This is a genomic window from Clostridium sp. 10cd*, from assembly GCF_044336395.1.
Lineage (GTDB): Bacteria > Bacillota_I > Bacilli_A > Erysipelotrichales > Erysipelotrichaceae > Clostridium_AQ > Clostridium_AQ innocuum.
In genome coordinates this window covers 1,958,235-1,971,455 of sequence record NZ_CP172347.1, presented here as the reverse complement: position 1 = coordinate 1,971,455, position 13,221 = coordinate 1,958,235, and the positions used below count along the sequence as shown (strand labels likewise).

General features: G+C 48.3%; 10 protein-coding genes and 1 pseudogene. 1 reads left to right on the top strand and 10 read right to left on the bottom strand.

The features are described 5' to 3' along the window. Positions 1-4 precede the first annotated feature (4 nt). The 3 genes and pseudogenes from ACG3M1_RS09660 to ACG3M1_RS09650 all read right to left on the bottom strand — a co-directional run bounded on the left by ACG3M1_RS09660 (position 5) and on the right by ACG3M1_RS09650 (position 3,152). Complete coding sequence (locus tag ACG3M1_RS09660) at positions 5-979, bottom strand: zinc dependent phospholipase C family protein (protein ID WP_217792764.1); 975 nt, start codon at positions 977-979, stop codon at positions 5-7. A gap of 98 nt (positions 980-1,077) precedes the next feature. Then, positions 1,078-2,917, bottom strand: a pseudogene (gene ftsH / locus ACG3M1_RS09655) (ATP-dependent zinc metalloprotease FtsH). After that, entirely contained in the window at positions 2,910-3,152 is a 243-nt protein-coding gene (locus tag ACG3M1_RS09650) for a hypothetical protein (RefSeq protein ID WP_065532447.1), read from the bottom strand. Before ACG3M1_RS09650 ends, ftsH begins: the two are co-directional and overlap by 8 nt. Positions 3,153-3,562: 410 nt before the next feature. Between ACG3M1_RS09650 and ACG3M1_RS09645 the strand changes: the two genes are divergently transcribed. Continuing rightward, positions 3,563-4,681, top strand: coding sequence for a hypothetical protein (locus ACG3M1_RS09645; protein WP_242410511.1), 1,119 nt, complete (start codon positions 3,563-3,565; stop codon positions 4,679-4,681). Between the two features lie 78 nt (positions 4,682-4,759). On the opposite strand, the gene ACG3M1_RS09640 is transcribed toward ACG3M1_RS09645, so the two are convergent. The 7 genes from ACG3M1_RS09640 to ACG3M1_RS09610 form a co-directional block, all read right to left on the bottom strand. Further along, entirely contained in the window at positions 4,760-5,461 is a 702-nt protein-coding gene (locus ACG3M1_RS09640) for an LrgB family protein (RefSeq protein WP_008819485.1), read from the bottom strand. After that, entirely contained in the window at positions 5,458-5,811 is a 354-nt protein-coding gene (locus ACG3M1_RS09635) for a CidA/LrgA family protein (protein WP_217792771.1), read from the bottom strand. The genes ACG3M1_RS09640 and ACG3M1_RS09635 overlap by 4 nt, the downstream gene beginning before the upstream one ends. After that, entirely contained in the window at positions 5,808-7,691 is a 1,884-nt protein-coding gene (locus tag ACG3M1_RS09630) for a YgiQ family radical SAM protein (RefSeq protein WP_217792773.1), read from the bottom strand. Before ACG3M1_RS09630 ends, ACG3M1_RS09635 begins: the two co-directional genes overlap by 4 nt. Positions 7,692-8,667: 976 nt before the next feature. Beyond that, positions 8,668-9,588 (bottom strand): CorA family divalent cation transporter, encoded by a 921-nt coding sequence (locus ACG3M1_RS09625; protein WP_009587502.1) that lies wholly within the window; start codon positions 9,586-9,588, stop codon positions 8,668-8,670. A gap of 325 nt (positions 9,589-9,913) precedes the next feature. After that, entirely contained in the window at positions 9,914-10,765 is an 852-nt protein-coding gene (locus tag ACG3M1_RS09620) for a DMT family transporter (RefSeq protein ID WP_009269346.1), read from the bottom strand. Beyond that, complete coding sequence (locus ACG3M1_RS09615; protein WP_008819490.1) at positions 10,758-12,221, bottom strand: DUF2779 domain-containing protein; 1,464 nt, start codon at positions 12,219-12,221, stop codon at positions 10,758-10,760. The genes ACG3M1_RS09620 and ACG3M1_RS09615 overlap by 8 nt, the downstream gene beginning before the upstream one ends. A 49-nt stretch (positions 12,222-12,270) precedes the next feature. Beyond that, entirely contained in the window at positions 12,271-13,212 is a 942-nt protein-coding gene (locus ACG3M1_RS09610) for a helix-turn-helix transcriptional regulator (RefSeq protein WP_009269347.1), read from the bottom strand. Between the last annotated feature and the right edge of the window lie 9 nt (positions 13,213-13,221).

Genomic DNA, 13,221 nt, shown 5'->3' with positions numbered 1-13,221 from the left:
TACATCAGTCATAGATAATATCGAAATACTTCATATCCCGCTTGCCGTCCATTCCGGTATCGTAGGCGGCATCCTGCAGAAGCTCGAGCACAGATTGACTGTCAGCTCCGTATTCTATACAGCCGTATGCCTTGTCAACTACACGAACAGCCGTTTCAATTGCCTCGTTGAACATATCAATAAAAGAAGCGTTGGATGTGATCGTATCATCACACGGATGCTTCCAGATCGCATGCTCTTCGTTCAATACATCATAGCGCTCATCCACAGACGGACGGACAACGTTGCCGCTGACAGCCCAGGGCTTGCGTGCAAGCGTCTCAAAGCCCTTTAACAGCGGATATTTGATATTTGCAGGATCATACAGCAGCTTCTGTACATCATACCAGGAGTTCAGGGTTTCCCTGATATCGTGTACCTTAACCTCATGGTGATAAACCTTGCGTGCAGCTGGTACGTATATGCGGGCGATCGCCTTCAGAATATCCTCATCATATGCACAGATTTCATAGCACGGATAATCCCGGATACTCAAGCCGCGGTATTTTTTCAGCATCATGGTATCCATCATAGACTCAAAGCGGTGATGCAGACCTGCACTGACATCCCGGCAGTTCCCTGTACGATAGAAAATATAGGGATGTGTCGTCTTATCCAGCGCCCAGTGACACAGGTGACCAAACAGATAAACACTCATCAGCTCCTTTACATCCTCATGCTTCTGTGCACGGATGCATTCGATTGCTGTTTCATAAAACGCATTGATACCATGTGCATGCATGGCACTGCCCAGCCTGTTCAGCGCATGACTTTTATAGGATTCCCATGGTTTGATATGAGAAAAGAACAGGAAATCAGGACCATTGCTGCCGATATAGAATATCTGCGGATGACGCTCTATCATGGAACGGATATCGTGCTTGGTCATGCTCTTCAGCACTTCTTCCGCAAAAATCTTATGTGTAATAATATTTGGCATAGAACCCTCCTTGTGCTTGCTTCACGTATTTACATACTCTATTATAGCACAGCACGCCTTTCATAACGCAAAAGAAAGCGATGCTTTTCGCTTTCTTTCTACAAATTCTGTGCTGTTTCGAGCTGAGGAACGCGATTGACGATTTCCATAAACTGCTCTCCTGTTATCGTTTCACGCTCATACAGGAATTTTGCCAGCTCATGCAGCTTCTCCTTGTTCTCCTCCAGAATGCGGCGTGCTTCCTCATAGTCCTGCTGTATCAGCCTGACGACCTCTTCATCGACATGGGTTGCTGTCTGATCGCTGCAGGCAAGCGAGGTATCGCCGCCCAGATATTTATTATTCACAGTTTCCAGAGCTGTCATCCCGAAGGTTTCACTCATTCCCAGACGCGTGATCATGCTTCTGGCAATCTTGGTTGCCTGCTCGATATCATTGCTGGCTCCACTGGTGATGGAATGGAACACCAGATCCTCTGCAGCAGGTCATGATTTTGGTGAATGCCTCCTCCTTGGTGATCAGGTTACTTTCCTCCTCCGGAACCTGCAGGGTATAGCCAAGTGCACCGCTTGTTCGCGGTACGATCGTGATTTTCGTTACCGGCATACTGTTTTTCGCTTTGGCCGCAACCAGTGCGTGGCCGATTTCATGATAGGATACAATCAGCTTTTCCTTGGTTGATATGACAGCGTTTTTACGTTCATATCCGGCGATCACCGTTTCCACGCTGTCCTCCAAATCCTTTTGGATGACCTGTGTCCGGTTATCCTTGACCGCAAGCAGGGCAGCTTCATTGATAATATTGGCCAGCTCCGCACCGCTCGCACCGGCAGTCGCTCTTGCGATTGCACGAAAGTCAATATTCTTGCCCATGCGAACATCCTTGGCGTGTACCTGCAAAATGGCCTGACGCCCGGCAAGATCCGGTAAATCCACCGGTATGCGCCGGTCAAAGCGTCCCGGACGAAGCAGTGCCTGATCCAGAGATTCCGGGCGATTGGTAGCAGCTAGAAGGATGACGCCGGTACTTCCGTCAAAGCCGTCCATTTCCGCCAGCAGCTGATTCAGCGTCTGTTCCCGTTCATCATTACCACCCACACCTGCACCATCCCGCTTCTTTCCTATGGTGTCGATTTCATCAATAAACACGATACACGGTGCCTTTTCTCTGGCTTGTTTGAACAGATCACGGACTCTGGCAGCTCCGCGCCCGACAAACATCTCGACAAATTCCGAACCGCTGATTGAGAAAAACGGTACATTTGCTTCCCCTGCCACCGCTTTCGCAAGCAGTGTCTTCCCGGTACCCGGAGGCCCGACAAGCAGAGCTCCCTTTGGCATCTGTGCACCGATCTGGGTATAGCGCTGGGGACTTTTGAGAAATTCCACCATTTCCTGCAGCGCAGCCTTGGCTTCCTCCTGTCCAGCCACATCCAGAAAGGTTTTCCCTGTCTGTGATTTTACATATATTTTCGCATCGCTCTTTCCAAAGCCGCCTAAGCCGCCTCCCCCAAAGCTCATGGCATCACCGCCCATTTTCTTCTGCATCTTCTTAAACATGTGGTTACCGAACCAGAACAGCAGAATAATCGGCAGGATACCCGTTATCAGGAAGGACAGCCAGGGATTCATTTCCTTCGTGTGTACTCTTGTAAAGGTTGCCCCGGCATCATACAGCCGCTGAGACAGCGCGGTATCCGTTTCCATCGTTTCCGTCTGATAAATCGTCTTTTCATCCTTTTTCAGCGTATAGCTGATGCTTTGATCACCGATTTCCACCTTGTCGATCTTTTTCTGTTCTGTCTGTTTAATAAAGGTATTGTAGCTGACATCCTTGATTCGACTCTGTTCCATTGCGGAAAACAGCATATTTCCCGCAACAATGACAATCAGTATCAGCAGATAATAAAAATATAAGGGTTTCTTTTGTTTATTCATGTTTGCACCTCCTGATGCAGGACCCCGGCAGCCGCCAGGAATCCGCAATTCCGTAATCCGGCGTTCTTTGAGCTTTTGAAATAAAGAGTCTGGTGGAGCTTCCTGCCTGTTCGATAAACAAGTCGCTCAGCCTGCCGGCTGTGTCTTCTTCAAATGTAGGCTGTGTAACACCATACGCTTTATAAAAACGGATGATCGAGTGCTTCATCATCCTGTGCTTCGCCTTTTCTTTCATGCGCAGTTCCTTTGTGCACAAAGGATTTATCGTATCCATCGGACTGCTATTTTGCAGCGAAGTACATGAGCAATCACTTCCTCATTTCTTATAAAAGCACGTACCTTTGCCTTTCATATTCCCTGCATGAAATATTTACACATACTATAATACGGAAGCCCTGGATGGTCAACAGCTGTACTTTGAAATCCATAATTCCATGCAATCATCCCATAATTCACATAAAGATGTAGGCGAAACCACCATGCCGTTTCTTTGCATTCACATACCGTAAAGTAGGGGGTGATACTATCGCAACAGGTACGTTACAGATCCATGCCACCTGTGGTCTGGGACTTTTCAATATACCGAATGCCATGCTCCGCATTACAATGAAGCACAACAGCGTTCTTGTCTATGAAGATTTCTTCATGACAAAAGAGGATGGAAGAACACCTGAAATCCCATTGTATGTGGACGAAACACAGACTGCCGGATATGAAATCGATATCCGTGCAAAGCACTTCCATGCCGCTCATATCGTCCTGCCCCTGTATCCGGGTGTACACAGTGAGCTCATCGTTTATATGATGCCAAAGCTGCATATACAGACTCAGCCAATGCTACAATCATTGCACAAGCTGCATGAAAAAAACAAACCGTCGTTTTCCTTTGAAGCCTTCCTGTATGCTCTGCGCTATCTGAATCCTACCTTGCCGGCGGAGCTGCTCCGTCAGCGCGCGGAGGATATCTGGATGCAGCTTTCAAGGGAGACGAATCCGGCGTTCCTGCCGCCCTGGCTTCTCCTTCATCAGCGCGTATATAAAATCGCTGAGGAGGTTTTTGAGAAGCATATGTCCTGCTCTGTGTCGATTGCTGCCTGCGGGACAGCCTCTTCCACGACACACGAGCAAGAACAGTGGCAGCGTTTTCTTCAGACCTGTGTTCCCGTATGTGCAACAGATGAGCAGGAGATAAGCGAAGCTGCGCTGTACAACCAGCTTCATATAGAAGCCGGCGGTGCAGACAGTGCCGCAGCCAAGGATAAAATCAACAGCAGGAAGCGCGCACTGCAGGCGCTTGTAAATGCTTTGCCAAAGGAGCCTTCACAGCTTCTGCCATGGGATGCATGGGAGCTGCTGCTGCAAGAGACAAATGGCAGCTATGAAATACTGAAGCTGTTTCTTGGAAAATCGCTTCTGTATGCCTGGCTCGCCCAGTGCCAAAGCAGCAGGACAACTGCTTCCAAAGCAGAATGGCAGCAGGTATTGAAAAAGGAAGCAAAACACCTGTACCACAGCCTGCAGGATGCTGATATTCTGAAGCGTGAGCCCCCTGCCTTATGTGAACAGTTGAAGGAATCGGACATGGAGATGCTGCTAAGGAAGGTATTGAAGGCCTATAACAAGAGCCAAAGCAATGCCTCCTTTACAGAAAATGTATGTGCATTCCAAAGGCTGCTTGCACTTACCATTGATGGCACACTGCATAATCGTGACTGCAGATTACTGCTTGAAATCAGTGAAGAGCTGAATATTCCTCCCATATAAGCATACCGATACGAAAAAGACAGGCTCGCGAACTATGCGTGTGCCTGCCTTTTATACATATGCAATGCAGTTATGGAATTATAGTAAAGCAGATACCAGACTCCATACCGGCGGTGCGAGAAAAACCGTGAGAATTCCGCATACACCGATCGCAAGAGAGCTCATTGCGCCTTCCACATGCCCCAGCTGCAAAGCCTTGCTGGTTCCGATCGCATGGGCACTGCAGCCCAGTGCAATTCCCCGCGCAATCGGATGCTCGATGCGAAAAACACGGAAAACAAATTCAGCCACAACGGCACCGATGATGCCGGTGACCAGAATAGCAAGTACGGTAATTGCCTGAATACCGCCCAGTTCAACACTCAGCTCCATGCCGATCGGCGTTGTAATGGATTTCGGCACGAGACTGGCGATGATGGCAGGCTCCATCTGTACAAGCCAGGCACACAGCAGCGTGGATACCAGTCCGACAGCAATTCCGCAGACGATCCCTACCATGATCGGAACAAAATAGTTTTTCAGGCTGTGCACCTGCTGATACAGCGGAACAGCCAGAACCACGGTGGCAGGACCAAGAAACAAGGAAATGATATCACCACCCAGCTGATACGTTTCCAGCCCGATTCCACTCAGCATGAGCACAGCGATGACCATCATGATGGCGGTAAGCAGCGGATTGAGGAAAATCAGCTTTGTCTTCTTTTGCAGTAAGAGTCCTGCCTCAAAGGCTGCCAGCGAAAGCAGGATGCCGAACATCGGATTTTTCAGCAGCTCTTTCATGGCTTTGATTTCCTTTCCATCATATGCTGGATGATACGCCCGCTGCAGCCCATCGTGATGATCGTTGTCACAAGACAGATGACCAGCATCCAGATCCATAAGCCCTTCATCGCAGAAAAGCTGGCCATCAGCGCCACACCGGCAGGAAGGAAGAAAAACGGCAGATGTCCCAGTAGAAAATCGGAAACCGTCGCAATCTGCTCCAGCTCAACAATATGCAGCTGCAGCAGCACAAACAGCAGAATCATACCGATCAGACTTCCGGGAAGCGGCAGGGACAACGTCGTACTGATCAGCTCTCCGACATAATACAGTCCGAAGATCACGAGCACCTCACGAAAGATTTTCATGAGCGTTTCCCCCTTCGCTGCGGTTTCGAAGCTTTATTTGCATAGGGCTTTCTGTGCTGCTCCTTCTGTCTTCCTCCTGCAAACTTATTTCCGGTATGCCCCTTGCGATACGGTATCAGACATTTCGGTGAATTCCCCACCAGATCCATACGGCCGGCTGTCTTCAGCGCCTTGTAGACAAGATCATAATTTTGCGGATAGGTAAACTGCATCAGTGCCCGCTGCATCGCTTTTTCCTCATAGCTTCGTGCAACATAAACCGGACGCATCGTCTTCGGATCCAGACCGGTATAATACATACAGGTTGCCGGTGTCCCCGGAGTCGGATAGAAATCCTGAACCTGCTTCGGCGTATAGTGGATTTTTTTCAGATAGCAGGCAAGCTCGATCGCCGCCTGCAGATCACTGCCGGGATGAGAGCTCATAAGATAGGGAACAATGAACTGATTCCTGTTGAACTGCTCATTCTTCTGCTTGAATTTATCCACAAATTTCAGATACAGCTCTTTTCTCGGCTTCCCCATTTTATCCAGCACTGCCGCATTGATATGCTCAGGAGCGACCTTCAGCTGTCCGCTGATATGATGCTGTACAAGCTCATCGAAGAACTCATCATTTTTATCATACATCAGGTAATCATAGCGGATACCGGAACGGATAAACACCTTTTTCACTCTTGGAAGTGCGCGCACTGCCCGAAGAATTTCCAGATAGCGGCTGTGGTCCACCTTCAAATTTGCACAGCCCTTGGGAAACAGACACTCCCGATTCTTACACGCGCCGTATTCCCGCTGCTTATCGCAGGCTTCTCTTGAAAAATTGGCAGTCGGTCCTCCGACATCATGAATATAGCCCTTGAAATTCGGCATTTCCGTAATACGCTTCGCTTCATCGACGATGGAATCCCTGCTTCTTGTGGAAATCACGCGTCCCTGATGATGCGTAATGGCACAGAAAGCGCAGGAGCCGAAACAGCCGCGGTTACTGACAATGGAAAACTGTACCTCTTCAATCGCAGGAATATATGTATAGCGAGGATGATAGGTGCGCTCGTAGGGCAGCGAATAGGTGAAATCCATTTCCTCCTGCGTCAGCGGCAGCGGAGGCTGATTCTGTACGACATACCAGCCGTCATATGGCTCCACCAGCACACTGGCTGCAATGGCATCAATGTTTTCATGCTGTATGTGAAAGCTCTTTGCATACGTATGCTTATCTGCACACACCTCTTCATAGGAGGGCAGCAGCACATAATCGCTCAGGTATTCCAGAGCTTTGGTTTTCCAGCAGGTTCCCCGGATATAGCAGAGATCCTCTGCCCGCAATCCGCTGTTTAATGCATCGGCAACCTCGATGATGGTGTTTTCTCCCATCCCATACATCAATAAATCAGCCTGTGAATCGATGAGGATGCTTCTGCGCACCTTATCATCCCAGTAATCATAATGGGAAAGACGCCGCAGACTTGCCTCAATACCGCCAATCAGAACCGGCTTATGCGGAAACAGACGCTTTAATATCTGCGTATAGACAATGGTCGGGCGATCCGGCCGCTTTCCCATAACTCCCTCATCACTGTAGGAATCCTTATCTCTTCTTCGCTTATTGACAGAATAATGATTCACCATGGAATCAATATTTCCGGCAGATACAAGAAACCCCAGACGCGGCTCACCGAATTGTGTAAATTCCTCATCGTTGTGCCAGTCGGGCTGCGGCAGAATAGCACAGCTGTAGCCGTATGCCTGCAATGTTCTCGTTATAATTGCACAGCCGAAGGACGGATGATCCACATAGGCATCTCCGCTCACATAAACAAAATCAACACTCTCGAATCCCTGCTCCAGCATTTCCTCTCTGGTCGTTGGTAAAAAAGCCATAGCAATACACACTCCTCACTTGCGCTATAATCTTACCATACTTTTCCGGCTTCTCCCATCGGATTTTACGTGTTTTTGATGATGTTTTTTAAGATAGCCCTTACACTTGCCTGTCCCAGAGATAAGACAGGATGCTAATCCCGTCTGGCTGCCTGCATGGCTTCTTAAAGGGACTAAAAAAAGACGGTCGAGGAAACCGCCTTTCAGAAAAGAAGTCAGATGATAGTATTGGTTGTAAAGTTATAGAGGATACAATACAGCAGCACGTGAGAAAGGAACGCTCTGCAGTCTTGTTAGTTTTATCTAACTTCTCCTATAGAATACACCATGTGTTAGCCTTTGTCAACTTTTATTTTAAAAATTACACCACCTCTTCCGGTAAGCAGGCGTATCTATCTTACAATGAAATATAGAGTCCTGCGTCCAAAAGACAGTTCACGAGTCTAGTTAAGCATTTGATTGGGCGTTGCATTGTGGATTTCACCATTTGAATTCCACGTCTTCCAGATAAAAGGACGGTCGAGGAACCGTCCTTTATAAATAGAAGTCAGAGCTGATTATCATTGGGTTGTAAAGTTATAGAGGAAAAAGAATACAGTACGTGAGAAGGAATGTACCACAATCTTGTTATATTTGTCTAACTTCTCCTTTAGTATATGCAATTTGTTAGCCTTTGTCAACTTATTTCCGCTATTTTTTACACATTCCTTCCTATGTTTCGTTACCATTCACCGCTTTATATCTTTAAAACAGCTTGAATAAGGGCGAAAACAAATATATGCGTGGCAGTAATTTCTATATCGTTGTTTCTACCGATGTCCCACAAGGTCTATAACAGACAACCGATGAGTATCCATGACCTGTCCTCTGCAAAGCCTGTCTAAATCCTTACACATACCGCTCCATCTCATACGTTTCCCCTATGCAATACAGCCAGAGTGACGCGCATACGCTATCCGTGAAGTCTTCCTCCCTCTTATTTTCGTATCCGTTTTCGGTAAATAGACCATACACAGATACCGATGGAAACAAGAGAAAGAATGATGACAAAGGGATATCCATACCTCCAATGCAGCTCCGGCATTCCTGTGAAATTCATGCCATACCAGCCGACAATCAGTGTCAGCGGAAGGAAAATCACCGTAACGATCGTAAATATATACATCATGCGATTCAAGCGGATATCCACCTGCGCCTGATAGGATTCACGAACCTGCACACTGTAATCGCGCAGGGTGCGGGTATGCTGTCCCAGTCGTTCCACCCGATCGGAACAGATGCGAAGATGGTGCAGCTGCTCTCGGGCAAACAGGTCGTTTTCATCCTCCAGCAGCTCCTCGCATACATCGCTGAACTGCTCATCATATTGCAGCAGGTAGCGAATCCTGTTTCGGATTCCGGTAATCCGCTGATTGAAATTTTGCAGATTATCATTCAGAACATCATTATCCAGCTCCTCAATCAAATCCTCGAGCTGATCGTGCTCCTCCTTATGCTTCTTCAAAAGGAATTCAAAGAACAGCGAAAGAATATGCTCAGCACTGAGCTGTGCTGCCGGAAGCTGCTGAAGCAGCCGAAAAAAATCCAGCAGCTGATCCGTATTCTCACTGATTAGAATCACTTCCCTTTGCCGGCAGTATAAACCAATACCTGCTGCGGCTTCCTTACGGACTTTCAGCGGATGTACAAAGCCAAAGCAGTAGCCGTAATAGCTGTCCAGCTTATGCAGCGTGCGGCTTTGATCCATGTGATCCAGCTCCACAAGGGTCCCCGGTGAAAACCCGAAGGCTTCTACAAGACCCTTCCATTCCTCCAGCCTGTATATGCCAAACAGAAACTGACCTTCCATTGCTTTCTGTGGGGAAGTCTTTTGCTTCCGGTAAAGATCATACAGCATATGCTCACTTCCTTTTGCTTATTGTACCACAGCTTTGGCGGAATTTGAAAGAGTATCCCTGTGACCCTTACCCGCCTTTGTCCGGATGATTCCAGCATTCATAGGAAACAAGGCTCTTATGTCCATGGGAGTCCCTGCTTCTGCAGGTGATACATCTGCCTGAAGTTACGGCAGTACCGCCCGTATTCACTGTGCAGCTGTACTGACAGCTCTTTGATGAACCCCCTTATGAACAGCACAGGCAGTCTTCACCCGCTGTACAGCCTTTGTCAAAGAAACTGCAGTGGCAGAAAGACTGCTGACAAAAAAATTCACCAGACACGGTTCATGCTGGTGAATCACTGATTATAATACCGCCTACTATGGCAGCAATTCCGATTCCCTGCATCAGGGTGGACGGCTCACGCAGAAGAAAAATCGACAATAGAAGCGCTATACAGGGATCAAGGTAGCTGCCAACGGCTGCCTGCGAGCTGGTAAGATGATGCAGTGAAGTAAAATACAGCGCATAGGCGACTCCGGTATGCACCACGGCGATACACATGATCCAGGGCCATGAGGCTGCCGGAAGCTCTGGTATCAGCTGAATGCGTCCTTCCAGCAGCAGATAAACAAACAGAATACCTGCAGAGCACAGCAGCTGCAAAAAGGTAAAGTACAGACCGTCGATATCATGAAGGAACCGGTTTGTAAGCAACACACCCGCATAGCACAGTGCAGCGGCAGCCGCAAACAGTATTCCCTTGAGCTGCACAGCAGTGCCCGTTACCTGCGTTATGCACAAAAGGCCTCCCATCGTCAGTACGATGCCCAATACAATACGCAAAGTTACAGACTCATGAAAGAGGAAGACCGCCGCCAGAAGCGCCAGCAGCGGTGCTGTATAATATATCACCGTTGCAATGGAAATCGTAGCTGCGACATAGGCTTCAAACAGAAAGACCCAGTTAAAGCCCAGAAAGGCGGCAGACAGCAGTACATACAGCAGCTGCCTGCCACCGATTTTCTGTATGCGATGTCTTTGAAGCAAAAGAAGAACACCCAGAAACGCGGCACCGATGAGCGTTCGCAGAAAGGCCAGCACATCACCTGCGACATGCGCCTGCCGTACAAACAGACCCAGTGTGCCAAATAACAGCAGAGCACACAAATAGGCTCCCATATGTCGCTTAGTCACGCATCATATCCTCCAGGGCATGATACACGATATATTCAGCATAGGTATCCATGGCACAGTATTGCTCCAGCTGCCCATAGATTTCCTGCTTTTTTTCTGCGTCAGCCGTACAGTATTCCCTCCATTTTTCAACCGCATCCATACCATAGGAAATTTCCAGATCCTGATAGCTGTAATCAGAGAATACAGGTACCAGCCTCTTCAGCGAGTAAAAGCCTGCCATCCGGATATCATAGACATTTCCGGTTGAAAACGGAAGTGACAGATCAACCATACGCTCCCACACAGCACGTAAACGCTCCTCATATTCCGGAAACTGCTGTGCCAGCTGTACCAGACGCAGCTTTTCCGCCCCATCCATATTATAGACGAGAATCGTTCCCGTCTTCGGAATATGGGCAAGCAGATGCTCAAGGAAAGCCCTGCGGCAGTCCCCCTCTCCGATAAAGCCGACATGACGCAGCTTTTGCTGCTCCTCAATATGCAGACTATACTGGAAAACCAGGACATCAAAGGGCTTCATACCCTCATACGGAGGAAACGCATAGGTTTCCCATTCAAAATCCAGATAGGAAACCGGTGTCTGGATATGTGCCTTCTTCCAGCAGCGCAGCGCTCCCTTATCCACATACAGTCCGTGATTGCGGGCCGCCATGATCTGCGCATACTGATGACGTGTTCCCTCGATTCGATCGATATCCGCATCCCGCAGGGTGGTGATCCCCTCCTCATGCATTTCATATTTTTGAGCAGCCTGCACCAGATTCAAAATGGAATCATCCGCCGGCACTTCCGGGAAGCAGTCGTCATAATACATACACTTGCCGCCGCGTGTACACACATGACTTCGCTTGACGGGGATATCGTCCATAGCCTCACAGGCATGCAGCTTTTCCAGCATGGCATCCAAATCGATTTCCTGCTTATCCAGCAATTCCCGAATCGTTTTGTGCGCCTTGTTCTTACCGTTGTATAAATATTCATCAACGATCAGCAGCTGTCTGACATCCAGCTCTTTTCCTCGGACATACGCCGCATTCAGATGAATGGCATACACTGCATCAATCGAGACCCCCAGCTTTTCCAGCACCGCCAGATACTGTGCCATACGGACAGCCTCATGCTCCTTGGGAAAACAGCTGCGATAGGTGAAATAAAGAATACGCCTGCCATCCTCCTGTACCAGAAACGGTACGTTGATTCTTAAATCTTCATAGACAAAGCGGGCGTGGATGAGCACTTTTTTCTCATGCAGCGCCTGTAATGCAAGTTCCCCACTGTCATTCGCCTGTCCGACGAACGCATCCTCTTCGCGGATCATCAGCAGCTGCTTTACCAGCTCGCTCATGCTTTCATTATAATTTACAAAGGGAACAAATTCCTTTTTTTGGCGCCGTGACAGCCAGAAGGCTCTGGGACAGCGCTCATATTTCTTTATATCTGTAAGATGCAGCATTGCGTATCAACTCACTCTCCAGGTAAAATTATACCAGATGTAAGAGAAATTAGGAATATAAAGCGAGCATATCTTTTGCAATCGCATGGATTTCCTGCTTCAGGTCCTGCGGACTGACAAGTTGGCACTGGTTTCCCAGCGACAGCAGAAAATTACGCGCACTGATTCTTCCCTCCATCATGGTGGTCAGATACAGTGTCTGCTCATCCACCCATTCCAGCACCGGAGAAATACCGGGCTTTTTTTCACTGATCAGGCGGGCGCTTTCTCCATAGACATACAGCTTCAGCTCGATGATTTCATCACGGATCAGTCCTGTCTTCCCGATATAATCACGGATATGAAAGTCCGCATCCCGTACAAACGGACGTCTGGTCAGCCGCACATTCCGCATACGCTCCTCACTGAATTTGAAGTTTCGATAAGCTCTGGCCTTCAGCGAATATGCAAGACAATAATAGCTGCCCTTTACATTGATGATTTCATAGGGCTGAATGACGATGGTTTCAAAATCAGAAGCATGAAGACTTTTATATTGCAGCTCCACTGCAAAAAGGGCATCTCTTCCCTGCTCACAGATGCGTATCATCGATATCATTGCACCGGTTACATCCGCGCTCTCTTCCACATACACGCCGCTTTCCCGCACCTGCAGCGTGGTTGTTGCCAGAAATTTATCAATTGCTCTGCAATATGTTGCATAAGGCAGAAAATCACGGTGGCTTTCCAGATAGCGTCTGGATTCCTGAAGGGAGCGCAGCTCCTCCTCATACAGCCCCGCCACGGGAAGAAGCGTTCCGGATTTCAGCTGATAACCGCCGTATTTTCCGGTCGTCCCTTCAATCACATACCCCACTTCCTCCAGCTCCTTGCGATATTCCAGAATATTTCTAACATTGGTATTCAGCTCCTGTGCCAGCTCCTCGCGCGTCATAAACCCGCGGGAACGCAAAAGCTGAAGCATACGGATACAGGCAGCACATCGTTTCATAATTCCTCC

Excerpts from the sequence above, each read along its gene's own strand:
- ACG3M1_RS09660 (WP_217792764.1), bottom strand. The coding sequence starts at position 979 with ATGCCAAATATTATTACACATAAGATTTTTGCGGAAGAAGTGCTGAAG.
- ACG3M1_RS09650 (WP_065532447.1), bottom strand. The coding sequence starts at position 3,152 with ATGAAAGAAAAGGCGAAGCACAGGATGATGAAGCACTCGATCATCCGT.
- ACG3M1_RS09645 (WP_242410511.1), top strand. The coding sequence starts at position 3,563 with ATGACAAAAGAGGATGGAAGAACACCTGAAATCCCATTGTATGTGGAC.
- ACG3M1_RS09640 (WP_008819485.1), bottom strand. The coding sequence starts at position 5,461 with ATGAAAGAGCTGCTGAAAAATCCGATGTTCGGCATCCTGCTTTCGCTG.
- ACG3M1_RS09635 (WP_217792771.1), bottom strand. The coding sequence starts at position 5,811 with ATGAAAATCTTTCGTGAGGTGCTCGTGATCTTCGGACTGTATTATGTC.
- ACG3M1_RS09630 (WP_217792773.1), bottom strand. The coding sequence starts at position 7,691 with ATGGCTTTTTTACCAACGACCAGAGAGGAAATGCTGGAGCAGGGATTC.
- ACG3M1_RS09625 (WP_009587502.1), bottom strand. The coding sequence starts at position 9,588 with ATGCTGTATGATCTTTACCGGAAGCAAAAGACTTCCCCACAGAAAGCA.
- ACG3M1_RS09615 (WP_008819490.1), bottom strand. The coding sequence starts at position 12,221 with ATGCTGCATCTTACAGATATAAAGAAATATGAGCGCTGTCCCAGAGCC.
- ACG3M1_RS09610 (WP_009269347.1), bottom strand. The coding sequence starts at position 13,212 with ATGAAACGATGTGCTGCCTGTATCCGTATGCTTCAGCTTTTGCGTTCC.